The organism is Vreelandella halophila (genome assembly GCF_019903425.1).
Taxonomy (GTDB): Bacteria; Pseudomonadota; Gammaproteobacteria; order Pseudomonadales; family Oleiphilaceae; genus Halospina; species Halospina halophila.
Window position 1 is genome coordinate 747,102 of record NZ_JACHUZ010000013.1, and the last position, 22,496, is coordinate 769,597.

The 22,496-nt window shown below is 63.5% G+C and carries 22 protein-coding genes; 12 read left to right on the top strand and 10 right to left on the bottom strand.

What is annotated here, in order from left to right; all coding sequences use genetic code 11:
- Positions 1 to 151: 151 nt before the first annotated feature.
- The 3 genes from H4I92_RS07810 (at position 152) to H4I92_RS07820 (ending at position 4,114) form a co-directional block, all read left to right on the top strand.
- Positions 152 to 2,077, top strand: a complete 1,926-nt coding sequence (locus H4I92_RS07810) for a sigma 54-interacting transcriptional regulator (protein WP_077530077.1) — start codon at positions 152 to 154, stop codon at positions 2,075 to 2,077.
- Positions 2,078 to 2,156: 79 nt separating this feature from the next.
- Positions 2,157 to 3,746 (top strand): BCCT family transporter, encoded by a 1,590-nt coding sequence (locus H4I92_RS07815; protein WP_077530078.1) that lies wholly within the window; start codon positions 2,157 to 2,159, stop codon positions 3,744 to 3,746.
- Positions 3,743 to 4,114: a gamma-glutamylcyclotransferase family protein gene (locus H4I92_RS07820; protein WP_077530079.1), complete on the top strand. Its 372-nt coding sequence runs from the start codon at positions 3,743 to 3,745 to the stop codon at positions 4,112 to 4,114. Before H4I92_RS07815 ends, H4I92_RS07820 begins: the two co-directional genes overlap by 4 nt.
- A gap of 4 nt (positions 4,115 to 4,118) precedes the next feature.
- Here the strand turns inward: H4I92_RS07820 and H4I92_RS07825 are convergent, their stop codons facing one another.
- Positions 4,119 to 4,523 carry an HIT family protein gene (locus tag H4I92_RS07825; RefSeq protein WP_077530080.1) on the bottom strand — a complete coding sequence of 135 codons (405 nt, stop codon included), beginning with the start codon at positions 4,521 to 4,523 and terminating at the stop codon, positions 4,119 to 4,121.
- A 48-nt stretch (positions 4,524 to 4,571) separates the two neighbouring features.
- Here H4I92_RS07825 and trhP point away from each other — a divergent pair, with 48 nt between their 5' ends.
- On the top strand, positions 4,572 to 5,918 hold the full coding sequence (trhP, locus tag H4I92_RS07830; protein WP_245800863.1) for a prephenate-dependent tRNA uridine(34) hydroxylase TrhP: 1,347 nt from the start codon (positions 4,572 to 4,574) through the stop codon (positions 5,916 to 5,918).
- On the opposite strand, the gene H4I92_RS07835 is transcribed toward trhP, so the two are convergent.
- The gene (locus H4I92_RS07835; RefSeq protein ID WP_077530081.1) at positions 5,907 to 6,686 is read right to left on the bottom strand and encodes a substrate-binding periplasmic protein; all 780 of its coding nucleotides are present in this window, start codon (positions 6,684 to 6,686) and stop codon (positions 5,907 to 5,909) included. The two genes, trhP and H4I92_RS07835, sit on opposite strands and share 12 nt — an antisense overlap.
- A gap of 225 nt (positions 6,687 to 6,911) precedes the next feature.
- On the opposite strand from H4I92_RS07835, the gene H4I92_RS07840 reads away from it, so the two are divergent.
- From H4I92_RS07840 to metE, 3 genes are all read left to right on the top strand, one after another.
- Positions 6,912 to 7,130 (top strand): hypothetical protein, encoded by a 219-nt coding sequence (locus H4I92_RS07840; protein WP_143512634.1) that lies wholly within the window; start codon positions 6,912 to 6,914, stop codon positions 7,128 to 7,130.
- 135 nt (positions 7,131 to 7,265) lie between these two features.
- The gene (locus H4I92_RS07845) at positions 7,266 to 7,460 is read left to right on the top strand and encodes an SRPBCC family protein (RefSeq protein ID WP_077530082.1); all 195 of its coding nucleotides are present in this window, start codon (positions 7,266 to 7,268) and stop codon (positions 7,458 to 7,460) included.
- 96 nt (positions 7,461 to 7,556) lie between these two features.
- The gene (gene metE, locus H4I92_RS07850) at positions 7,557 to 9,833 is read left to right on the top strand and encodes a 5-methyltetrahydropteroyltriglutamate--homocysteine S-methyltransferase (protein WP_077530083.1); all 2,277 of its coding nucleotides are present in this window, start codon (positions 7,557 to 7,559) and stop codon (positions 9,831 to 9,833) included.
- A gap of 2 nt (positions 9,834 to 9,835) precedes the next feature.
- Here the strand turns inward: metE and H4I92_RS07855 are convergent, their stop codons facing one another.
- The 5 genes from H4I92_RS07855 to H4I92_RS07875 are packed head-to-tail and all read right to left on the bottom strand — an operon-like array spanning position 9,836 to position 14,915.
- Positions 9,836 to 10,324, bottom strand: coding sequence for a nitrous oxide reductase accessory protein NosL (locus tag H4I92_RS07855; RefSeq protein ID WP_077530084.1), 489 nt, complete (start codon positions 10,322 to 10,324; stop codon positions 9,836 to 9,838).
- A 2-nt stretch (positions 10,325 to 10,326) separates the two neighbouring features.
- Positions 10,327 to 12,264, bottom strand: coding sequence for a nitric oxide reductase activation protein NorD (locus H4I92_RS07860; protein WP_077530085.1), 1,938 nt, complete (start codon positions 12,262 to 12,264; stop codon positions 10,327 to 10,329).
- Between the two features lie 12 nt (positions 12,265 to 12,276).
- The gene (locus H4I92_RS07865) at positions 12,277 to 13,065 is read right to left on the bottom strand and encodes a CbbQ/NirQ/NorQ/GpvN family protein (RefSeq protein ID WP_077530086.1); all 789 of its coding nucleotides are present in this window, start codon (positions 13,063 to 13,065) and stop codon (positions 12,277 to 12,279) included.
- A complete protein-coding gene (locus H4I92_RS07870; RefSeq protein WP_077530087.1) occupies positions 13,062 to 14,417 on the bottom strand; it encodes a cbb3-type cytochrome c oxidase subunit I in 1,356 nt (451 codons plus the stop codon). Before H4I92_RS07870 ends, H4I92_RS07865 begins: the two co-directional genes overlap by 4 nt.
- A 45-nt stretch (positions 14,418 to 14,462) precedes the next feature.
- Entirely contained in the window at positions 14,463 to 14,915 is a 453-nt protein-coding gene (locus H4I92_RS07875; protein ID WP_077530088.1) for a c-type cytochrome, read from the bottom strand.
- A 273-nt stretch (positions 14,916 to 15,188) separates the two neighbouring features.
- Between H4I92_RS07875 and H4I92_RS07880 the strand changes: the two genes are divergently transcribed.
- Both H4I92_RS07880 and H4I92_RS07885 read left to right on the top strand, forming a co-directional pair.
- Positions 15,189 to 15,995 (top strand): Crp/Fnr family transcriptional regulator, encoded by an 807-nt coding sequence (locus H4I92_RS07880; RefSeq protein ID WP_077530089.1) that lies wholly within the window; start codon positions 15,189 to 15,191, stop codon positions 15,993 to 15,995.
- A gap of 38 nt (positions 15,996 to 16,033) precedes the next feature.
- Entirely contained in the window at positions 16,034 to 16,768 is a 735-nt protein-coding gene (locus tag H4I92_RS07885) for a Crp/Fnr family transcriptional regulator (RefSeq protein ID WP_077530090.1), read from the top strand.
- A gap of 12 nt (positions 16,769 to 16,780) precedes the next feature.
- Here H4I92_RS07885 and H4I92_RS07890 read toward each other — a convergent pair whose 3' ends face one another.
- The 3 genes from H4I92_RS07890 to H4I92_RS07900 are packed head-to-tail and all read right to left on the bottom strand — an operon-like array spanning position 16,781 to position 18,826.
- The gene (locus H4I92_RS07890) at positions 16,781 to 17,260 is read right to left on the bottom strand and encodes an RrF2 family transcriptional regulator (RefSeq protein ID WP_077530091.1); all 480 of its coding nucleotides are present in this window, start codon (positions 17,258 to 17,260) and stop codon (positions 16,781 to 16,783) included.
- Positions 17,260 to 18,438 (bottom strand): NnrS family protein, encoded by a 1,179-nt coding sequence (locus H4I92_RS07895; RefSeq protein WP_077530092.1) that lies wholly within the window; start codon positions 18,436 to 18,438, stop codon positions 17,260 to 17,262. Before H4I92_RS07895 ends, H4I92_RS07890 begins: the two co-directional genes overlap by 1 nt.
- Positions 18,431 to 18,826 carry a YbaN family protein gene (locus H4I92_RS07900; RefSeq protein ID WP_245800864.1) on the bottom strand — a complete coding sequence of 132 codons (396 nt, stop codon included), beginning with the start codon at positions 18,824 to 18,826 and terminating at the stop codon, positions 18,431 to 18,433. Before H4I92_RS07900 ends, H4I92_RS07895 begins: the two co-directional genes overlap by 8 nt.
- Positions 18,827 to 18,889: 63 nt before the next feature.
- Here H4I92_RS07900 and H4I92_RS07905 point away from each other — a divergent pair, with 63 nt between their 5' ends.
- The 3 genes from H4I92_RS07905 (at position 18,890) to H4I92_RS07915 (ending at position 22,421) form a co-directional block, all read left to right on the top strand.
- Entirely contained in the window at positions 18,890 to 19,261 is a 372-nt protein-coding gene (locus H4I92_RS07905; RefSeq protein ID WP_077530093.1) for a SirB2 family protein, read from the top strand.
- Positions 19,262 to 19,410: 149 nt separating this feature from the next.
- Complete coding sequence (locus tag H4I92_RS07910) at positions 19,411 to 20,751, top strand: MFS transporter (RefSeq protein WP_077531701.1); 1,341 nt, start codon at positions 19,411 to 19,413, stop codon at positions 20,749 to 20,751.
- Positions 20,752 to 20,816: 65 nt separating this feature from the next.
- Entirely contained in the window at positions 20,817 to 22,421 is a 1,605-nt protein-coding gene (locus H4I92_RS07915) for an MFS transporter (RefSeq protein WP_077530094.1), read from the top strand.
- Positions 22,422 to 22,496 lie beyond the last annotated feature (75 nt).

The window sequence follows — 22,496 nt, forward strand, 5'->3', positions numbered from 1 at the left end:
TTTCCAGTCAGCGCTTTATTGACGTCAGGGGTGATTGAAAGGGGCTACGTGATTTCGTAATACACGGGAATTCGTAGTGCTTCGCTACGGGAATTCGTAATCCGGCACGGCGTTTGATTGGGAGGAAGGGAGAGCAACGACGGAGGCCCCCATGAACGCTGTCATCAAACCACAGGCGAATCTGGACTGGATCGAGGCGCTGCCTGAACCCGGCCTGTTGGTGGATCCGGTGCGCGATACCATTGAGGCTGCCAACAGCCACCTCGCCCGGATGCTGGGACATTCGGTGGAGACACTGATGTCTCGGCGTGTCACTACGCTTTTCGGGGGGCAGATTCCACAGCTGGTCAGTCTCACCGACGAGGCCATGACCCATGGCGAGGCCTGGAGCCGGGATCTGAATCTGGTGGCCAGTGATGAACGGGTCATCGAGCTCGAAATGTCCCTGTCCGTCTTGACGCAAGCCGGGGAGCCCCGCGTTCTGATGCTGCTGCGGGATCTGACACTGCTGCGCGAGCGCCGTGAGCGCCACGAAATCAACAGCTATCACCGGGGCGGTCTTCTGCACTGGAAACGGGTAGAGACCCTGTTCCGGGAGATCGAGCGCGAGAACCAGCTGATCCTGGAGGCAGTGGGCGAGGGCATCTACGGCGTGGATGCCGAGGGCCGCACCACCTTCATCAACTCCGCCGCCGAGCGCATGCTGGGCTGGCACCGGGATGAACTGCTCGGGCGGGTTATGCACACGGCCATCCATCACAGCCATTCAGACGGCACGCCCCACCAGCGCGAGTGCTGCCCCATCTACCGGGCCTTCAGCGACGGGGCGGTCCACCGGGTCAATGACGATTTCTTCTGGCGACAGGACGGCTCCGGCTTCCCCGTGGAGTACACCAGCACGCCGATCGTGGACAATGGCCAGCTCGTGGGGGCCGTGGTGGTATTCCGTGACATCACCGAACGCCGCCGCACCGAGGACAGCCTCAAGGAGGCGCTGGAAGAGGTGGAGACCCTCAAGCACCGGCTGGAGATGGAAAACGCCTACCTCCAGGAGGAGATCAGCGCCGAGCACAACACCCACGAGATCGTTGGGCGCAGTGAGGCGGTGGCGGCCATGATCCAGCGCATCGACCTGGTCGCGCCCACCGGCGCCAATGTGCTGGTCACCGGCGAGTCCGGTACCGGCAAGGAGCTGATTGCCCGGGCTATTCACAATGTCAGTGATCGTTCGGAACGACCCATGATCCGGGTCAACTGCGCCGCCATTCCGGCGGAGCTGTTCGAGAGCGAATTCTTCGGCCATGTTAAGGGGGCTTTCACGGGGGCTGTGAACGACCGGGTCGGGCGCTTCGAGCTGGCCGACGGCGGTACCCTGTTCCTGGATGAGGTGGGCGAGATTCCGCTGTCACTGCAGGGCAAGCTGCTGCGGGTTCTGCAGGAGCAGACGTTTGAGCGTATTGGTGAAACCCGCACACGCAGCGTGGATGTGCGGGTCATTGCGGCGACGAACCGGGACCTGAAAAACGAGGTTGAGGCGGGCCGATTCCGCGAGGATCTCTATTTCCGGCTGAATGTGTTCCCGATCGAGTCCGTGCCGCTGCGCGAGCGTCCGGAGGACATCCCGCCGCTGGCGCAGCTTTTCCTGCGTAATGCCTGCCGCAGGTTCCACCGGGAGCCGCTGGAGCTCAGCCATGCCAATGTGGAAGCCCTCCAGCGTTACAGCTGGCCGGGGAACGTCCGGGAGCTGGAGAATGTGATCGAACGGCAGGTGATCGTCACACGGGGTCGTAAGCTGAGCTTTGACCTGCCAGCGGATCGGGGCGCCGCGTGGGCGGAACCGGTTGCCGCCGGGCCTGAAACCACCGGATCGGCACAGCGGCCACTGACCGAGGGTGAGAAGCGGGATCAGGAGCGTGAAAACATGATCAGTGCCCTGCGTCAGTGTCGCGGCAAGGTGTTCGGGCAGGGTGGCGCGGCCGAACTGTTGGAGGTCAAACCCACGACCCTTGCCTCCAGACTCAAGCGTTATGGCATTGACCCCCGCCAGTACAGAAACCAGGGCGAGACGGCTGCATGACAGAAGGGTGACTCAGTATCTTTATCCAGGCTTCCGCCAGCGCTAGAGTGGAGACACTTTATCCTGTGGGAATTCACCTATGAGTCAACGCCCCGGTTGGGTCTTCTATACCTCCCTGCTTCTGCTGCTTGCCTTCGTTGGGGCTGGTGTGGCCTGGCCGGAACCGTTCGCGGCCTACAGCGCGCAGGCGCTGGAGTTCACCACCCTGCATTTCGGCTGGCTCTATCTGTTCGTCACCTCCGGTTTTCTGCTGTTCTGTCTGGGGGTGGCCTTCAGCGATTACGGCCATATCCGCCTGGGGGCGGACGGTGAGAGTCCGGAGTTCTCCTTTCTCACCTGGCTGGGGATGATCTTCTCCGCCGGCATGGGGGTGGGACTGGTTTTCTGGGGTGTGGCCGAGCCCATGAGCCATTACCTGCAGCCACCCCTGGGCAGCGCTGAAGGTGGAACACCGGCGGCGGCGCGGCTGGCGATGCAGTATTCCCTGTTCCACTGGGGCTTCCACCAGTGGGCCAACTTTGCGGTGGTGGGGCTTGCCATTGCCTATGTGCGCTTCCGCCACCAGCGCGCGGGGCTGATCAGCGAAGCCTTCCGCAACAGCATCGGTGATCGTGTTGATGGCTTCGCTGGTCACGGCATCAACGTCCTGGCTGTGGTCTCCACGGTTTTCGGTGTGGCCACCACGCTGGGGCTGGGGGTCATACAGATCAACAGTGGCCTGGTTGCCGTGTCGGATACCGCCTTTGGTACCGACCAGCAGCTCATGATCCTGGGCGGGGTTTCCGTGGTTTTCCTGCTCTGTTCGCTGGCCCCTCTGGAAAGCGGCGTACGCTATGTGAGCGACGCCAACATGATCCTGGCGGGGCTGCTCCTGGTGTTCGTTTTCTTCGCCGGACCCACGGATTTCATCACCGCCGCCATGACCACCGCCATCGGCGACTACTTCGCCAATGTCATGGGCATGAGTCTGGTCATGACACCCTACACCGGGGACGACTGGGTGGAGCGCTGGACCATCTTCTACTGGGCCTGGGGGCTGTCCTGGGCGCCGTTCGTGGGCAGCTTCATCGCGCGCATCTCCCGCGGGCGAACCATTCGGGAGTTTGTGGTGGGCGTGATCGGTACCCCGGTACTGCTGAGTACGCTCTGGTTTGCCACTTTCGGCGGCTCCGCCCTGTACTTCGAGCTGTTTGAGGGGGCGGCTGTGGGGCAGGCTGTGGCCGATGAGGTCAGCGCCGGGCTCTTCGCCATGCTCTCGCTGCTGCCCGGCTCGGAGTGGCTCGGAATCCTGGTGCTGGTTCTGATTACGCTCTTCGTGATCACGTCGGCGAACTCCGCCACCTTCGTGCTCGGGATGTTCACCAGTAAGGGAGTGCTCACCCCACCGCGCTGGTCGCGTGTGACCTGGGGCGCGGTCCAGGTGCTGGTGGCTGGCGTGCTGCTGCTCAGCGGGGGGCTGGGCGCGTTGCAGACCGTTTCGATCCTGGCGGCCTTCCCGTTCATGATCCTGATGCTTTTCATGGCGGCCGCGCTGCTGCGTTCGCTGCGTGATGAGAAGCGCCAGATCGAACTACACGAGGCCATCCAGCGGGAACGGCTGCAGCGCATGCTGGATAACTGGTATGCGCAGGATGACGCTGTACTCGAGGAGGAAAAAAGTCGGGAATGAGCGACGATGAGAGCACAGGGTTCCGCATCGCGGTCTATGGCACCCTCAAGCGCGGCTACAGCAATCACCGCTTTCTGATGCGCGCCCGTTTTCTGGGCACGGATCACCTGAGCAGCATTGTCCTTCACGACCTGGGCCCGTACCCGGGTGCCGTTGAGCAGCCTTCACAGGGGGTTCTGGTGGAGGTGTACGAAGTGGATGAGCGGACCTTCGCCCGGGTGGATGCCCTGGAGGGCTACAACGCCCAGGCGCCGGAGCACGGTGAGTACACCCGCCAGCAGCGGGAGACCCGCTTCGGCCCCGCCTGGGTCTATTTCTACAACGGCAGCGTGCGGGGTTGCCGCCGCATTACGCGCGGGGCCTGGTAAGGGGTCAGGGCTCGACCGGGGCCTGCTGGCGGATGGCCTCAATCGCCGCCTCACTCCAGGCCGGGCCTGCGGGCAGGTGGCCCCAGACCGCGTCCGGCCAGCAGGGGTCGCCTTCACTGCGGCCAATCACGTGGATATGCAGCTGGGGCACGCGGTTGCCGATGGCGCCCAGGTTGATGCGTTCACTGCCGTGATGGTGCTTGATGAAACGGGCCATCGCGTCCGTAACCCAGTCCACGTCGGCACGCTCGGCCATGCCCAGCTCGTGCAGTTCGCCCGCCTCGGTTTCCGGGACCACGACGTACCAGGGAACACCGGCATTGTGATGGAGCAGGATCTGGCAGTTCTCCAGGCGGCCGACCCAGTGGCAGTCGGCCTCAAGCTGTGGGTGCAGGCTGAAATCAGTCATGGCATTACCCTAAACGGGAGAGCGGTGCAGGGGAAGGCCTGACGGCTGATGGAAATCAAGGAGCCTTTGCGCGCGTTGTCCTACCCTGCGCCCATGATGGAACAGGCCCCTGAACTGCTGGCCCCGGTCGGGAACCAGCGACACCTTGAAATGGCAATCGCCTATGGCGCGGACGCTGTCTACGCCGGCCCGCCCCGCTATTCGCTGCGTGTGCGCAACAACAGCTTCCGCGATGCCGAAGCGCTGGCGGAGGCCATCCGTTATACCCATGCGCACGGCCGGCGCTTCTATCTGGTGCTGAACATTGCCCCGCACAACGACAAGATCCGCTCCGCCCTGCGGGATCTGGAACCGCTGATCGCCACTGGGCCGGATGCGCTCATCATGTCTGATCCCGGGCTGATCATGCTGGTACGGGAGCACTGGCCGGATATGCCCATCCACCTGTCCGTGCAGGCCAATGCGGTGAACTGGGCCACCCTGGCGTTCTGGCGCCGGCAGGGGCTGGAGCGGGTCATCCTCTCCCGGGAACTGTCACTGGATGAGATCGAGGCGATGCGCGAGCAGGTGCCCGGTATGGAACTGGAGGTGTTCGTGCACGGGGCGCTGTGCATGGCGTATTCCGGTCGCTGCCTGCTTTCCGGCTACATGAACCACCGTGATGCCAACCAGGGCGCCTGCACCAATGCCTGCCGCTGGTCCTATACCCCGCAGGCCTCCACTCATGACAGCAGCGGCGACCTGATTCCCGTGCACCAGGAGGACGGTGAGCACAGTATGCTGGTGGAGGAAGCTGGCCGCCCTGGCGAGAGCGTGCCCATGCACGAGGACGAGCACGGCACCTACATCATGAACTCCAAGGATCTGCGGGCGGTGCAGCACGTGGAGCGGCTGTGCCGGATGGGCGTGGATTCGCTCAAGATCGAGGGGCGTACCAAGAGCCCCTATTACGTTGCCCGTACCGTGCAGGTCTATCGCCGTGCCATTGATGACGCCATGGCCGGGAGGACCTTTGACCGGACGCTGATGGACGAACTGGAAGCGCTCTCCAACCGGGGTTACACGGAGGGTTTCCTGCGCCGCCACCCGCCGGCGGAGTACCAGCGCTATGAGGCTGGCACCTCGCTCCTGGGAAGCCGCCAGTGGGTGGGCGAGGTGCTTTCCGGGGAGCAGGGCTGGTTGTGCATTGAGGTCAAGAACCGGTTTGAGCCGGGGGACTGGCTGGAGCTGATGACGCCTTCCGGCAATCACTGGTTCCAACCGGAGACACTGCTTTCGGTACGGGACCACCAACCTGTTGATGCGGCCCCGGGCAGTGGCCATCGGGTCTGGATCCGTTCACCGATAACCGGCATGGCCCCGGAGGCGGCCCTGCTCGTCCGTTCAGTGCTGTAGGGTGCTGTAGTCGTTCAGTATATCCGCGACCATTCCCTGCTCGCGCAGCTTTGCCATGCCCCGGCTCAGGGCATCAGCCAGTTCCCCGCCATCCGGTTTCGCCGGTGAAAAGGCGATATAGAGTTCTTCCTGATAGGCCAGCCCTGCATTGCGCAACGGGTTGATGCGCCCTTGCTGTCTGTAGTGATACTCCAGCACCTTCTCCTCGGCGGCAAGGGCGTCAATGCGGCCCATTTCCAGAAGCTGGATCAGGCGTGGCAGCACCTCGTTGCCGCTGAGAACCATAAGGCGTTCGTCGTTGGTCTCGTTGGGCTGGATGTAGTCATCGTACAGACCGCCATAGGAATATTCCTGGATTACGCCGAGGCGGATGCTTGCGAGTGAGTCCAGGGCCATGTAAGTCCAATTGCTGCCCGGCAGGGTGAACAGGCTGTGGTGGGCCATGGCCAGCGGCTGATCCGGGAAGTGAAAATCCGGAGTCTCCGCGGGGCCCGCCCCGATGATGCCGTGAAAGTTGCCATTGCGGACGCCGCGGATGGCGCGGCGCCAGGGCATACTCTGGTAATCCACGCGATAGCCTTCGAGGAGAAGGGCCTGGCGGGCTATTTCCACCAGAATACCGGGGGATTCAGCGTCCGGGGCACAGTTGAAGGGGCACCATACGTCTGCCACCAGGGTGATGGCGGGCAGATCCTCCCCGTCTGTTTCGCCCCAGGCCGGGGGCGCCAGCAACAGAAGCACAGCGGTGAGAAGGGCAATCGGGCGCATGGGGCTACCATCACCGCCCCGAGGGGCTTTAAGAAGAATGTACTCCCGGAGATTTACGCATGCAATGCGGAAAGGGATCTAACCGAAGGCCAGGGGCAGACATGGATGCCAGCATCGAAGACAGCCTCATCCCGGTTGGCGGAGGCCCACAGGATCGTCGGGCCTCCGCCTGTCTCAATCCGGCGGCCTCCGAGCGTTGGAGGCGGAGGGCACAAGGTGTATGCAGTGAGCTACATCATCCACGACAGCGTCTTCGCTCACGTCGCGGTGCTGTCCAAGACCATGTTCTATCCGGATCCAGGTTCTGGCCGGACTTTGAATCTCAAAGCCGCCCGCCTGAACCCGTTTGATCGGGATCAAAGGCCGGGAGGTGTGACCCGCGTACGCTGGCATGGCGTTGTGCGGTCAGTAACAGGTAACAGAAGGAAGCAGGTTCATGAGTGATGCAGCGGTAATCCGTACTGAAAGGGCGGCGTTTGAACAGCAGACCGATGGCTGGAAGGTGATGCTGGAAAGGGAGCTGGAAGCAGTTCCGGAACAGGCCTGGGCCTGGCTGACGGACCCGGACCATCTCCAGCAGTGGCTGGCGCCCGGCTCACACTCACGATCGGGCTTCTGCCCGAAGACCAGATCGCCATTAGCGCGGCGGGCTGGGATGCCCATCTCCAGATGCTTGAAGCGGCAGTGGCCGGCGTCCCTCTCAGTTTCCCGGTAGCCCGTTTCAAGGAATCCCGGGGCCAGTTTGAAGAGGCATTCAGTGACGCCAAACTATGAGAATAGTTCACCGATAATATATAAAAGATCAATTTTTTAGATGGTTTTCGGCTGTCACCCTAAGGCCAATACGCTGAAGCACAGGAGAACAGGACCATGGTGACAACCCACAATCTCGGCTTTCCAAGGATTGGCACAAAGCGGGATCTCAAGGCAGCACTGGAGGGGTTCTGGGCCGGCGATATCAGTGAATCCGAGCTGAGCCGGCGCAGCGCTGACCTGCGCCACCGCCACTGGCAGTTCCAGGCCGGACTGCACCAGGTGCCGGTGGGGGACTTCTCCTGGTACGACCATGTTCTGGACACCAGTGTCATGCTTGGCCACATTCCGCCCCGGGTCAGCGAGCTCGGCGGCAGCGCCACCGACCAGTACTTCCGCCTTGCCCGCGGCCGTTCAGCGGTGGACCAGGGCGAAAGCGTGGTGGATGCCGGCGAGATGACCAAGTGGTTCGACACCAACTACCACTACATTGTGCCGGAATTCACCCGGGAAAGCCGTTTCAGCCCGGATGCGAGTGCCCTGGTTGCGCAGCTGCGCGAGGCCCGCGATCAGGGTCATAACCCCAAACCCGTGCTGGTGGGACCGGTCACCTATCTCTGGCTGGGCAAGAGCAAGGACGGTAGCGAGCGGCTGGACCATCTGCCGGCACTGGGCGAGGCATACCGGACCATCCTCTCAGAGCTGGCCGAGGCGGGCGCCGACTGGGTGCAGATCGACGAACCCATACTGGTCATGGACCTGCCCCCGGAATGGCGCAATGCCCTGGAAACCGCCTACCACGGACTGGCCAAAGCCCCGGTACGGCTGCTTCTGACCACCTATTTCGGGCACCTTGGTGACAACCGTGAGCTGGCGTGTGCTCTGCCCGTGGCCGGGCTGCATCTGGATGCCGTGCGGGGTTCGGATGATGTGGAGCCCGTAATGGCCAAACTGCCTGAGGACCGTGTGCTGTCACTGGGCGTGGTGGATGGCCGCAACGTCTGGAAGGCGGATCTGCAGGCCCTGATGGACTGGCTGGAACCGATACACGCGGCCCTGAGCGATCGCCTGTGGATCGCGCCCGCCTGCTCGCTGCTGCACGTGCCCATGGATCTGGACCTGGAAACGGATCTGGATGACGAGCTGCGCGGCTGGCTGGCCTTCGCGGTGCAGAAACTGGATGAGCTCCGGGTTCTGGCGAAGGGCCTCAACGAGGGGCGCAACTCCATCACGGCGGAGCTGGCCGCCAACTGCGAGTGCCTGGAAAGCCGCCAGCGCTCCCAACGGGTGCGCAATCCGGCGGTGCGCGAGGCGGTGGCTGGCATTGATACCCGTATGGGAGACCGCCAGTCGCCTTATGCGGAGCGGGCTGAAGCGCAGCAGCGTCATCTGCAGCTGCCACCCTTCCCGACCACCACCATCGGCTCCTTCCCCCAGACGCGGGCTATCCGTCGTGCGCGGCTGGACTACCGCCAGGGCCGGCTTTCGGAACAGGCCTACCAGGAGGCCATGAAGGAGGCCATCCGGGACTGCATCCGTGAACAGGAGGAACTGGGGCTGGATGTACTGGTCCACGGCGAGGCCGAGCGCAACGACATGGTGGAGTACTTCGGCGAGCTGATGGATGGCTTCGCCTTCACGCGCCACGGCTGGGTGCAGTCCTACGGCTCACGCTGCGTGAAGCCGCCGATCATCTACGGGGATGTGGACAGGCCCTCGCCCATGACCGTGGACTGGATCCGCTACGCCCAGTCGCTCACCGCTAAACCGGTGAAGGGCATGCTTACCGGGCCGGTGACGCTGCTCAACTGGTCCTTCGTGCGCGATGACCAGTCCGGCGCGGACACCGCGAATCAGCTCGCGCTGGCCGTGCGCAAGGAGGTTCAGGACCTGGAGGCGGCCGGTATCCGCATCATCCAGATCGACGAAGCAGCGCTGCGCGAGGGGCTGCCCCTGCGGCGCTCCGAGTGGGAGCAGTACCTGGACTGGGCGATCAGCGCCTTCCGGGTCGCGGCCAACGGGGTGGCGGATGAGACCCAGATCCACACCCACATGTGCTATTCGGAGTTCAACGACATCATGCCGGCGATCGCCCGCATGGACGTGGACGTGATCACCATCGAGACCTCGCGCTCGGACATGGAACTGCTGGATGCCTTTGACGCTTTTGAGTACCCGAATGAAATCGGGCCGGGCGTCTACGACATCCATTCGCCCAACATCCCGTCCGAGGATCGCATGGTGGCTCTCCTGGAGGAGGCCGCCAAGCGCATTCCGCCGGGCCGGCTCTGGGTGAACCCGGACTGCGGGCTCAAGACCCGCAACTGGGAAGAGGTGACGCCGGCGCTGGAGGCGATGGTGAATGCCGCCCGGCGCCTGCGCCAGGCGGCCTGACCCTAGTCCTGCCCGCCCGGGGTGAGCCCGTCGGGGCCGGTGATCCGGCCGCCATGCTTGCTGGCGAAGATCTCCGCATCCCCGAGGTCGGAGAAGCCCACGGGCGGGGTCTGGCCCTGCCCGTTGTCGCGTTCATGGCCGACCACGAACCAGGCGGTATCCATGGTGACCCAGTCGCCGGTGTCCCTGGGGTCCCAGTCCACATCCGACAGGTCACGGGTGAAGGCGACGATCTCGCCTTTGCTTGCGTCCTGCGCCTGCTGCCATTCAAGCAGTTCCGCCGTGCTGCAGAAGTAGTGCTTCTCACCGGTCTCCGCCAGGCAGGCCTGGGCCTGGGGGCCTGCGCATTCGCGCATGGGCGTGCCGTTCATGGCGGTTTCTTCCGCGGCACTGGCCTCGGGACCGCAGCCTTCGGGAACCGGCGCTTCGCCGCAGCCGGCGAGTGCGGCGCCCAGGATCAGCAGGGCGAGGGGGCGGTGGACTCGGTGCATGGTCAGACTCCTGCAATCTGCTGGTAGATGCCGGGCAGCGCCGCGCTCAGCTGTTCCGGGCGCTGTACGATGTGGTAAGCCCCGCGCCCGAAGACCCAGGGGAAGTACTGGCGCGCCTGCTGGTCGATGGTGATGCCGAAGGTGCGCACGTCCTGCTGGCGGGCTTCCAGGACCGCCTTGCGGGTGTCCTCCAGGGCGTAGCGCCCTTCGTAGTAGTCCGTGTCATTGGGTTTGCCGTCCGTGAGCACCAGCAGCAGGCGGTTGCGGTTGCCGCGCTCGGCCAGTTCCTGGCTCACGTGGCGTATGGCCGCGCCCATGCGGGTGTAATGGCCGGGTTTGAGCGCCTGGATACGCCGGCGCACGGTTTCGTCCGCGCGTTCGTGGAAGCCTTTGATGGTGTTCACTTCGACGTTGTTGCGGCGCCGGGAGGTGAAGCCATGGATGCTGAAATCATCGCCGCAGGCGGCCAGCCCATGGCAGAGCACCAGCAGTGCCTCTTTCTCCACATCCAGTACCCGGCGGTCCGCCAACCAGGATTCGGTGGAAAGCGAGGTGTCCACCAGCAGGGTTACGGCCAGGTCCCGGGTCTGGGTGAGCAGGGCCTGGTGGATGCGTTCCGAGCCGTTGCCGGTGGCCCGGATGTCGCAGCGGTTGCGGATGAGCGCATCCATGTCGAACTCGTCGCCGTCCGGCTGTTCGCGCAGCCACTGGCGCTGGGGCTGGAGGGCCTCGAACTGGCGCTGGACACGGCGGATGCGCCGGCGTGTGCCCTCATCCGGCGCCCAGTCCTCGCCTTCCTGGGACTGGATGGCCGGGTGCACGCGACACTGGTCACCGAGATAGCGGTTCTTGCGGTAGTGCCATTCCGGGTAGGTGACCGGCCCGCTGAGAGCGCCGAGCTCCGGTGCTTCCGGGGTCAGGTCCAGCTCCACCTTCAGGCGCGAGGCGGTCTTTTCCCGGTGGGGACTCAGGGTGATCTCCTCGATCTGTTCCGCCGCCTTGCGGGCATCCTCCTCATTCTCGTCCTCGACCGGGCGGTTCACGTTGACCATCTCCGTCCAGGACAGCATCTTCTCGAAGATGTTCAGCGCCAGCGGGTCGTCGCGCTCGCTCTGGTCCTGGCGGCGGCGCGTGGCCTGGCGCTTGCCGCCTTCGGCCTCGGGCGTGGCGCCCTGGCGTGGATCCTCGCTATCCTCGGGCTCCTTGGGGGTGCCCGCGTGAAGGCCCGGGCGGCGCTGGCCCCAGAACGGCACCGGCAGCGGTGGCCGGTAGCCTGTTGGCGTGGTCTCCGGCAGGGCGGTTTCCGCACCATCGAGAACCCACGCCAGAACCTGTTCCCGTTCCCGGGTGGCGGGATCCTGCTGCTCGCCCAGAAGCACCCGTATGCCATGGTCCACCGCGTCCTCCCAGGCCGGCAACCGCTGGTGTGGACGGACCGAGAGCAGGTGCTCGCGGCAGGCCCTGCCGGTGGCCGCCAGGCCGGGGAAGTCCCGCTCCAGGATGCCTTCGGCCTGATGCACCGCCCGCAGCCAGGCAACGTCCGCCGCCAGCGCGGGCTGGTCCGGGGCCGGTTCGGGCAGGAGGGTGAGCAGGGCGGTCAGCCAGTGGTAGGCGCCCCGGTTGAGTGCACGGCTGGGAAAGTAGTCCATGCGCGGTGGGAGCAGCAGCTGGTCATCGTCCAGGAATGCCATGTCCAGGCTTTCCCGGTCGAAGCCGAGCTTCTGGCGGAAGGTCAGGCGGTGGCCGGAGACACGGGGTTCCACGGCACTGACCGGGATGGCGCCGGGCCCGCCCATGGCCCGGAAGAATACGCCCAGGCTGCCCTCGAGTTCCGCCAGGGCAACGCCGCCGTCCGGGTAGCGCGGGTAACTGACCGCGCGGGATGCCCAGCGGTGCCAGAGTTCTCCGGCGATTTCCTCAACCTCGAAAAAGGATGCCAACCCGGCGTCTCCTCAGCCCCCGAAAGTGGCCCTTATGGTTTCCATCAGCCCCTCGCGCACATCGGCGTCGTCACTCAGTGGCTCTACCAGCGTTGCGCGGCAGGCCTGAAGTACCGGCATGCCGGCCTGCATCATCCGGGCGCAGTAGACCAGCAGGCGCGTGGAGACGGCCTCCTCCAGATCCTGCCCCTTGAGCTCCCGCAGGCGCACGGCAAGGTTCACCAGGGCCCTGGCCCGCTCCCGGGGCAGACCGCTCTCGTGGACCACGATGGCCAGCTCCTGCTCCGGGGGCGGGAAGTCCAGCTCCAGCGCCACGAAGCGCTGGCGGGTGCTGGGCTTGAGCGACTTGAGCACATGCTGGTAACCGGGGTTGTAGGAGGCCACCAGCATGAAGTCGTCCGGCGCCTCCAGGGTCTCGCCGGTGCGGTCCAGTGGCAGCACCCGCCGGTCGTCGGTCAGCGGGTGCATGACCACGGTCACGTCCTTGCGGGCCTCCACCACCTCGTCCAGGTAGCACAGGCCGCCGTGGCGCACGGCCCGGGTCAGGGGCCCGTCCGTCCAGACCGTCTCACCGCCCTGCAGCAGGTAGCGCCCGGTCAGGTCGGAGGCCGTGAGGTCGTCATGGCAGGCGACCGTCTGCAGGGGCAGGCCCAGGCGTGCCGCCATGTGGCTGACAAAACGCGTCTTGCCACACCCGGTCGGGCCCTTGAGCAGGAGCGGGAGCTTACGGTGGAACGCATACTCGAAGAGCTCCCGCTCGTGGCCGACCGGCTCGTAGTAGGGCGCTTCGGCCGCGCTCATTGGCTGCTCCCGTTACCGCCGCTGCCTTTCACATGGGCAGGCAGCTGCTCACGGGCCGGCCCGAAGACGGCGATCAGGAACAGGATGACACCCAGCGCCACGACAGAACCCGAACCAAGCCGCATGATGAAGAACAGATCAAGCTGGCCCTGGACGGTCATGAAGTCCTCACCCAGTACCCGTTGCATATGGGTCTGGACCACGCCCGCGAAGGTGAGGGTGAAGGTCATGAAGCACATGCCGCCCACCATGATCCAGAACGACCACATGTTCATGATCTGGTTGTAGGGCTGGATCCGGCGGATCTGCGGCATGGCGTAGGTGATGATGGCCATGTTGAGCATGGCGTAGGCCCCGAAGAAGGCCAGGTGCCCGTGTGCCGCGGTGATCTGGGTGCCGTGGGTGTAGTAGTTGATCCAGGACAGGGTGTGCATGAAGCCCCAGACGCCGGCACCGAAGAAGGAGACCACGGCGCAGCCCAGGGTCCAGAGCATGGCCGCCTTGTTCGGGTGTTCCCGCGAGCCTTTCCAGAACATGTAGAAGGCGAACATCACCATGGCGAAGAAGGGAATGACCTCCATGGAGGAGAAGATGTTCCCGATGGGCTGCCAGTAGCCCGGCGTGCCCAGCCAGTAGTAGTGGTGGCCGGTACCCAGCAGCCCGGAGAACAGTACCAGGCCCACGATCACGTACAGCCATTTCTCGATGATCTCGCGGTCCACGCCAGTCATCTTGATCAGCAGGTAGGCGAGGATGGAGGCCATGATCAGCTCCCAGACGCCCTCAACCCAGACGTGCACGATCCACCACCACCAGAGCTTGTCCTGGGCCAGGTTGTCCGGCTCGTAGAAGGCGAACATCCAGAAGATGGCGGCCAGCCAGAGCCCCAGCAGGAGCACGATGGAGACCGACGTGCGCCGGCCCTTCATAACCGTGCGGGTGTTGTTGTACAGGAACATCAGGAACGAGATGGTCAGCAGGATCTTCACGTAGACCGGCTGCTCCAGGTAGTGGCGGCCGCCGTGGATCCCGAACTGGTAGCCGATCAGCGCCGCCGCACCGGCACCGGCAAAGATGGCCAGCTGGATATAGGCCATGGTCGGTGAGTGGAGATCAGTCTCGGCCTCTTCCGGCAGCAGGTAATAGGTGGCGCCGAAGAAGCCGATCAGCAGCCAGACCAGCAGCAGGTTGGTGTGGCTCATGCGCATGATATGGAAGGGCATGGCCTCCGAGAGGAATTCGGGCATGACGTAGACGGTGGCCGCCATCAGCCCGAAACAGATCTGCAGCGCGAACAGCGCCATGGCCACAGCGAAGAACGGCAGGGCCACTTTCTGGGTTTCATACTTCATCGGTTCTCTCCCTGGATGAACGGACGGAGTGGATTGCGGGCATGGTTAACCGGACTTGTGCGGTGGCCAGTCGTGGGTGTCGATACCGTCCACCCACTTGAAGAAATCCACCAGGTGGTCCAGCTCCTGTTCATTGAGGTTGAACTGCGGCATCTGGCGGCGCCCGGGCGCTTCGATGGGCTGTGCCTTCATCCAGCCTTTGATGCCCGCTCTGGCAGCCTCCGGGTTCTCCCGCCCACCGTAGCGGTGCCAGACGTTGGACAGCTCGGGTCCGAAATAGGCCCCTTCGCCCATGATGGTGTGGCAGTTGATGCAGGAGTGCTCCTCCCAGACCTCCTTGCCGGCGATGACGGCCTCATCCAGCTCTTCGCTGTTGGTCGAGGTGGTGCTCATGTAGATATGGGTATGGATGGTCAGGCCCGCGAAGATCAGGAAAAAGATCGTCGAGCCCCCATAGAAGATGTTGCGCGCGGCGTTTCGGGTCAGTCCCTCGGACATGGGCGTGTCCTCCCGGTCATGGCTTTGGGGTCTGCACGGCGATTCCGTGACTGACTGCATTATCCGTGGCGGCTTTAAAGATGTAAATGAAATAAATCAATAAATGGAAAGTCAGGCCCCTCGTACCCAAGTACCCAAATGGCTTGCGGCCAATCGCTCTGTGCTATAAGATTCATAATAAATAAATCTTTATTGGGGTGGTACTCGTGCGGTAGGGGATAGGCATGGAATACCACCTAAGAGGCGCAGCCTCAACGGCCAGGAGTTTGTAATATGTCAAGGCAGAACACCCCCACCGCGAACAACCGTCAACCCGAGGAGGCTGCCGTGACATCCTGCGACGCGATCAAACTGGCCGATGTAACCCATGCAAGGCTTGCGGAGCCCCTGCTGTGCCCACGCCTGGAGCACTGTGCCATTCACCGGCACCCATTCTTCCAGGATCTGAGCGATCAGGATCTGGCCAGTCTGTGCCAGCGGAGCCGCCTGCATACCCTGGAGACAGGGGAGATGCTGTGCCGCGAAGGGGACAGGGCCGAGCGCTTTTTTATTGTGCTGTCCGGCTCCGTGAAGCTGTTCCGGGTTACGGATCAGGGCAGTGAGCGGGTTCTTGGCAGTGTCGGCGCCGAGGAGGTGCTTGCCGAGGTGTCCTCCTGTTCGCCGGACGGACGCTATCCCTGGTACGCCCAGAGTCTGGAGCCAACCCGTGTGCGTTCGTTCAGTGGCGCCCTGCTGCGGGAGATGGTCTCCGGTCGTTCGGATTACATGATGAACGTGATGCGCTACGTGGCGGCGGCCATGTCCCGGACTGTGGAGGACCGCACCATTCTCACGGCTCAGAACGCCCGGGAACGGCTGGTCCAGTATCTGCTGAGCCTGGTGCCGGGCGCGGACCGGCGTAACGCCGGGGTTAAGGTGGAGCTGCCGCTGCCCAAGGGGCTTCTGGCCTCCCAGCTGGCCATGCAGCCGGAGACCCTTTCCCGGGTGCTCAAGGAGCTGCGTAACCGGGGGTTGGTCCAGGTTGCCCAGCGCCAGGTCACCATCCTGGACAGGGCGGGACTGCAGGAATTCGTGGGATAGGCCGAGGGCCTTCACCGGGAACAGAGTGAGTCGGATGTATGCAGGAGACACGGATCCAGAATGAGGACGCGCAACGCCTGCGTGACTGGCTGCTTGCTTACAGCCCGTTCCGGAGCCTGTCCCGGCGTGAACTCGATAACCTGATCGGAACAACGGTCCGGCTGGAAACCCGCGCCGGGGAACTGCTGTTCGGCGAGGGAGAGCCCGCCCGTTACTGCGGCGTGGTCGACAGTGGCCAGATTGCCGGGGTGCGCTACACCGAGAACGGGGACGAAAAGTTCTTTTGCGCCCACGGCCCCGGGCGGCTGGTGGCGCTGACGGCCGCCTTTCTCAACGGCAGCGGCTATATCATGAGTTACCGGGCGACCCTGCGCAGCCGGGTTTTCGGGCTCCCGGTACGCCAGCTGCGTGCCCTGGCCGAGGCCAACGGGGCTTTCGCCGCACGCCTGCTGGAACAGACCAGCGAACGCCTCCAGAGCTCCTTCAACCAGGTGGATTTCTTCACCGCCAGTTCCGCCGAACAGCGGGTGGCCGCCTTCCTGCTGCAGCTGCATGAGGAACAGGGTAGCTGTGAAATCCGTCTGCCGTGCCGCCAGAAGCAGGTTGCGCTGATGCTCGGTGTCCGTGAGGAGACGGTTTCCCGGGTGCTCAATGACTTCCGGCGCGAGGGGATCCTGGCGCCGGAGCGCAGCCCCATTGGGCTCAGGGATCTGGATTTTCTGGAGCAGCTGGTGGGCGAGCAGCACGGCGGGCTGAGATTCGGGGCGCTCTGAACAGGCCGGTTTTCAGGTTTCTGGTGTGCTGTTGAGAGCCGGCGTCGGTTCGCCCTCTAGCGTCAGTGCCAGGTGCTGACGCAGTTTCTGGGCCCGTGGCGAGGTGACATCCTCCAGGCTGTAACCGTCCAGAACCTTCAGAAACGCCCCAAGCGCCTCATCCAGGACGAACTTCAGCTGGCAGCTGGGGGTGATCACGCACTGGTTGTCGCACCCAAAGCATTCCGCCATCTTCAGGTCGGGCTCCATGGTCCGGACCAGATTCCCCAGCATGATCCGTTCCGGCGGCAGCGCCAGGCGCAGCCCGCCGCCCTTGCCGCGGACGGTTTCCAGATAGCCGTTGCGCTGCAGTTCATGGGCCACCTTCATCAGGTGGTTGCGGGAGATGTTGTAGGCGTTGGCAATCTCCCGGATGGTGCCCAGCTGGCCATCGCGCAGTGTCAGGAACATGAGCATGCGCACGGCGTAGTCGGTGTGGCGCGTCAGTCGCATCAGCCCGGACTCCCGTCAACGCGTGGCCGCATCAGGATGCCCGTGTAGCGGAACAGGAAGAGCCCGAAGGCGAGCATCCACAGCAGGGCGCTGGCGCTGATGCCGGCCTGCCAGCTCATACCGCCGGCGCCGGTGGCGACCCGGATCAGGGCGCCCAGGTGGATCATGACAAAGGCGGTGACCATGCCGCCCGGCAGAATCAGTGTGCGCCCTGTATGGCCCAGCACCACCCGGCTGATTACCCCCAGAATGAGCCCGCCCATGGCGCCCAGGCCAGTGGCATGGACCCAGACCGTCTCCGGTATGGTGTCGAAGCGGCTGGCTGCCAGAAGCCAGAGCGCCACTGGAATCCACAGCAGCGACAGGTGCAGGATCCACAGCAGTGGTTCACGGGCCACCCGCCATCCGCGCCAGAGCAGGATGCGCACCAGCACCACGGCTCCCGCCACCAATGCCAGTGTGCCCGTAACCGGATCAGGCAGCACGAGCACGCTCAGGAAGGTCAGTGCCATCACGCCCAGCACCAGTTTCTCGAGCCAGGGAATGATAGTGATGCCCTCGGTGGACAGCCCCCGTGTGCGCAGCCAGCCCATGGAGAAGTTGGGGGTGATGCGGCCACCGATGATCAGCATCAGCGTCATGGCCATGAGCAGGGCGCCGTCGAGGGCGGTGCCGCTGCCACCGATAAGGAAGGTTGCCTGCATCAGCCAGAGCCCGAGAAGAGCCAGCAGTATCGGGATTTGGCGCGGCTGGCGTGCCCGCCACACGCGCAGGCCCGCGTCCAGCATCAGCAGCGGCAGGAACAGCAGGTTCACGCCGATGACCAGCCACTCGGGCAGCGACTCCCCGAGCGTGATCACCAGCCGCCCCATGAGCCAGACGCCCCAGAGCCCCGCCAGCGGCCAGCCGTGGGTGCGTGTGGTGCCCGTCCAGACACAGACTGCGGTCAGCAGGAAGCCGGCAATGGCGGCCTGCAGCCAGGCAAAGACCATCTCATGCTGGTGCCAGGCCAGTGCCGGGATGGCCAGCGGCAGGTCCAGCCGCCCGGTGACGGCGCCCACCCAGAGTGGGACAATCTCCACGGCCTGTATGGCCAGAGACAGAAAGAAGATACGGAAGGGGTAGCTGAACAGCGTGACAGGGGACAGGCGGGGTGGCGAGTTGAGCGGTTCAGCCATCGGGTCGACTCCAGAGCCAGATCGTGACGCACAGCAGGAACGGTGGCAGCACCCAGCGCAGCAGCTCCGGCGCCGGCGAGACCACCAGCATGGTCACGCTGATGGCGATCAGCACGGAGGCGGCCCATTTCGCTCTTCTGGGCACGGCCCGCTGTTCACGCCAGGCCCGGATGGAGGGGCCGTAGCGCGGATGGTCCAGCAGGCGCTGTTCCAGTTCCGGCCAGCCATGACTCCCCGCCCAGGCGGCCACCAGCAGGAAGGGCACCGTGGGCAGGCCGGGAAGGGCTACCCCCAGGGCGCCCAGTAGCACCGCCAGAGACGCGAGCAGGCGCCAGAACGCTTTGAAGAGCATCAGCCAGTCCGCCATTGTGCTGCTGCCAGTTCGCATGACAGCGTCAGTGTAACCCAGTTAAGATATATTTTAAATAAATCTTAGTATCCGGAGTCGACCATGGAGTTCTATCACATCATCAAGGGCGTGCACATGCTGGCCGCCTATACCACCGCCGTCCTGATGCTGCTGCGCCTTGGGCTGGATGCGGCGGGCCGACCGGGGTGGCGTGGCACCCCGCTGCGCTGGCTTCCCCACCTGAATGATACGGTCCTGCTGGCCGCCGCCCTGGGGCTGCTGGCACTAACCGGCTGGATGCCCTTCGTTCACCACTGGCTGACCGGCAAGGTGATCCTGCTGGTGGGCTACATTCTGGCCGGCAAGTGGGCGCTGGACCAGGCGCGGACGCCTGGGGTAAGGACTGTGGCGGCACTTGTGGCACTGGTTCAGCTGGCAGTGATCTTCGCTCTCGCTACCCTCAGGCCGTTTTGACCTACCTCAACGTATCCCGACCTACCCCTATATGGGTAACGCCCTGATTATTTGGAAATAAACCTGTATGTAAAAGGCTCCTTTTCTGGTTACTCTGTGCCGGAAAGGTCACAAGTGCTGTGTGGCCGCTGATTGAACAGGAGCTGACGATGCTGAGTGAACACGATTACGACCCACCGCGAGCCCACAAGGCGCTCGCTTTCTCCACTCTGGCCTTCACCGTCTGTTTTGCGGTCTGGACAATCTTTTCCGTGATCGGGGTGAAGATCAAACAGGATCTTGGACTGTCGGATACGCAGTTCGGGCTTCTTGTAGCGACACCGGTTCTGACCGGTTCCGTCAGCCGGATTTTCCTTGGCATGTGGACGGAACGCTTTGGTGGGCGGCTGGTCTTCACGATCCTGATGCTGGCCACGTCCGTGGCGGTATTCCTCCTTTCAACGGTTACAACCTATGGCCTTTTCCTGGTTGCCGCTCTGGGCATCGGTCTGGCCGGCGGCTCCTTCATTGTCGGGATTGCCTACACCTCGGAGTGGTACGACAAAAAGCACCAGGGGACGGCCCTTGGCATTTTCGGGGCCGGTAACGTGGGTGCCGCTGTCACCAACTTCGGCGCGCCCTTCCTGGTTGTGGCGCTTGGCTGGGAGATGACGGCCCAGGTCTATGCCGCCATTCTTGCCGGCATGGCGGTGGTTTTCTGGTTCATGACCGAGAATGACCCGCGCCTCAAGCGCCGTACCGAAGAGGGCAGCCAGCCCATGCCGGTGAAGGAGCAGCTGGCGCCCCTCAAGAAGCTTCAGGTCTGGCGCTTTTCGCTGTACTACTTCTTTGTCTTTGGCGCCTTCGTGGCTCTCGCTTCATGGCTGCCCAACTACTACGTCAGCGTCTATGACCTGAGCCTGGAGCAGGCAGGCATGCTCGCCGCTCTCTACGCCCTTCCGGCTTCGGTATTCAGGGCCCTCGGAGGCTGGATGTCCGACAGGATTGGCGCCCGTGCCGTGATGTACTGGACCTATGGTGTTTCCCTGCTCTGCCTCTTTGTCCTGAGCTACCCGCAGACCCGCTACATCATTCAGGGCATTGATGGCCCCATTGAATTCTCCTTTGGTGTGCCGCTTGCGCTCTTCGCGCTGATTACCGTTGCGCTTGGCTTTGTCATGTCGCTTGGCAAGGCCGCGGTCTACAAGCACATCCCCGTCTACTATCCGGACCATGTGGGTTCGGTGGGCGGCCTGGTTGGCATGATCGGTGGCCTCGGTGGTTTCTTCCTGCCGATCATCTTTGGCGCCCTGAATGACCTTCTGGGTGTGTGGACAAGCTGCTTCATGCTGCTCTTCCTCCTGGTGCTGGTCTCCCTGCTGTGGATGCACGGCGCCATCGTACGCATGGAGCGGCGTCGCTATCCGGAGCGCGGTGAAGAGGAAAGCGCCCGCTACCTCCCGGAAATCCAGCTTGATTACGGGCGCGAGGGCAATGCCACCAAAAGCTGAGAAAGACGCGGGAGGCCGGGCCTCCCGCGAAACCCGATCCATTCAGATTGATCCGGAGCCTTGTTATGGGTGAACTCAATAAGTGGGATGTAGAAGACCCAGACTTCTGGGAGTCGAAGGGTAAGAAGATCGCCAACCGCAACCTGTGGATTTCCATCCCGAGTCTGCTGTGCGGTTTTGCGGTGTGGCTCTACTGGGGGATCATTACGGTCCAGATGGACAATCTGGGCTTCCCGATCCCCAAGGAAGAGCTCTTCACACTGACTGCCATCGCCGGCCTGACCGGTGCCACGCTGCGGATTCCCAGCAGCTTTTTCATCCGCATTGCGGGTGGTCGTAACACCATCTTTTTCACCACGGCCCTGCTCATGATTCCGGCCATCGGAACGGGGCTGGCCCTTCAGAGCAAGGAAACCCCGCTCTGGATCTTCCAGATCCTGGCTTTCCTCTCTGGTATCGGCGGCGGCAACTTCGCCTCCTCCATGTCGAACATCAGCTTTTTCTTCCCCAAGAAAAAGCAGGGGCTGGCACTGGGGCTCAATGCCGGGCTGGGTAACGCCGGTGTTACGACCATGCAGATCCTGGTGCCGCTGTTCATGACCATCGGTGTTTTCGGTGGCGCTCCCATGATCCTGGAAAACGGTTCCGGCACCCTGATCGGCAAGATTCCCGCCGGCAGTGAGACCTATATCCACAACGCCGGTTATGTCTGGTTGCTGTTCCTGATTCCCCTGGCCTTTGCGGGCTGGTTTGGCATGGACAATATCCGGACCGAGGGCGTATCGCCGAACATCGGCAGTCCGCTCAGCGCGTTTGGCAAGATCACGGGGATGCTGCTGATCGGCTTCTTCACAGCCGCCGTCGGTCTCTACATCATTCTTCCCGCCCCGGTTGGGCTGGGGACGCCGGACTGGGTGAAGTGGCCTGTCATTGCAGGCATCCTGTTCACCACAGTGATGCTTCTGAAACTGATTCCGGGTGAGATCAAGCCCAATCTCCAGCGGCAGTTCAAGATCTTCTCGAACAAGCACACCTGGGTCATGAGCCTGATCTACACCATGACCTTTGGCAGCTTTATTGGTTTTTCAGCGGGCTTCGCGCTGGCCATCAAGGTTATCTTCGGCTATCAGCACATCATGGTGGATGGCGTGATGACGCATGACACGCCCAATCCCGCCGGGCCGTCCGCATTGATGTACGCCTGGATGGGCCCCTTCATCGGCGCGTTGATCCGGCCGGTTGGCGGCTGGATCGCGGACAAGGTGGGGGGTGCACTGGTCACCGGCATTGTGGCGGTGGTTATGATCGCCAGCTCGCTGGGCGTGGCCTACTTCATGCAGCTGGCCTATGCCTCGGAAACGCCCCAGGAGTTCTTCGTGCCCTTCCTGGTACTGTTCCTGGTGCTCTTCGCCGCCACTGGCATCGGCAACGGTTCCACCTTCCGCACCATTGCCCAGGTATTCAACAGCGAACAGGCTGGGCCGGTTCTGGGATGGACTTCGGCGGTAGCCGCCTACGGGGCCTTCATCATTCCGAAGGTCTTCGGAGAGCAGATCAAGGCGACAACGCCGGAGAACGCGCTTTATGCCTTTGCCATCTTCTACGCGGTCTGCCTGGTCGTGAACTGGTGGTACTACCTGGGACCGAAAGCAGAGTACCGCAATCCGTGACAACGCAGTGCCATCCGGCGTACAGGCCCGTTGAAATGATACGGGCCTGTAATGACACAGGAAATCCTCCCGGTT